1 protein-coding gene is annotated in these 1,314 nt (G+C 39.3%); it reads left to right on the top strand.

The features are described 5' to 3' along the window. Nucleotides 1-1,314 (top strand): IS3 family transposase gene (locus V6B33_RS22005; protein ID WP_442915580.1). Its coding sequence is split into 2 segments (ribosomal slippage), with 1,315 coding nucleotides annotated over them: nucleotides 1-447 and nucleotides 447-1,314; the frame shifts between segments, so codons are not numbered across the junction. This gene is flagged as partial in the annotation.

Raw genomic sequence — 1,314 nt, 5'->3', positions numbered from 1 at the left:
TGGAATATAAACTACAAGTTGCCAAACGTTTTCTAAATGAATTAGTCAGTTATCGAGAACTAGCGAATCAAGTTGGCGTAGATGAGTCCATTCTCCGTTACTGGGTGATGTTAGTTCGTTACCATGGGGATAAAGCTTTTGCCTTTCCCTATACAAACTATCCTTCTGCCTTTAAACTGAGGGTAATTCAATCTATTACGGAAAAGAATTACTCCATTCGAGAGGCATCAGCCATTTTTCATATCCCAGATCCATGCATGGTTCGCAGGTGGAAGAAAAAGTGGGAGACAGCTGGAGAAGATGCCCTTGAACCAAAAGGAAAGGGGCTTTCTACAGTGACTTCCAATCAGAATAAAAAGGGCAAAGATAACTCTACCAACCAGTCGGCAGAAGATATGAAAAAAGAACTTGAATACCTTCGTATGGAAAATGCGTATTTAAAAAAGCTGAAATCCTTAGTTCAGGAAGAACAATCACCAACGAAATCAAAGCGAAAGTAGTATATGAACTAAGGAACGAGTTCCCGGTGACTAGAACGATTAAAGTAGCTAAGATGCCCAAAAGTACTTACTACAACCTTATAAAAAAATGGAACCGACCAGACCCTGACCGTAAATGGAAAAGAAGGATAAAATTCATTTACCATAGACACTCAGGGAGATTTGGATATCGTCGCATTACCGACGTCCTTCAGGAAAAAGGATATACGGTCAATAAAAAGAAAGTACTTCGAATTATGAGAGACCTAGGACTAAAATGCATTGTGCGAATGAAAAAGTACAAATCGTATAAAGGGGAAGTCGGAAAAGCAGCTCCAAACATCCTGAACCGTAACTTTAGAGCCCAGAAACCCAACCAAAAGTGGGTGACGGACATTACGGAATTTAAATTGTTTGGACAGAAGCTCTATCTGTCCCCGATTTTAGACCTGTTTAACGGAGAAATCATTACCTATACGCTTCAATCAAGACCGACGTTTGATTTGGTTGAAACGATGTTGGCACAAGGATTAAAATACGTAAATGAAGACGATGAGCTCTTGATTCATTCTGATCAGGGCTGGCACTATCGAATGGCCCAGTACCGAAGGGCACTGAAAGAACATAACATCACACAAAGCATGTCTCGAAAAGGAAACTGTCATGACAACTCTGTCATGGAAAACTTTTTTGGGATACTTAAATCCGAATTCCTTTATTTACAGGAATTTGATAGTATCGAGCACTTTAAAGACGAGCTAGAAGAATACATGCATTACTACAATCATTTGAGAATTAAATCAAGATTGAAACGGAAAAGTCCAGTAGCATATCG

It is taken from the genome of Mangrovibacillus sp. Mu-81 (genome assembly GCF_036867415.1).
GTDB lineage: Bacteria > Bacillota > Bacilli > Bacillales > Bacillaceae_B > Rossellomorea.
This window is presented reverse-complemented; position numbering and strand designations above follow the sequence as displayed.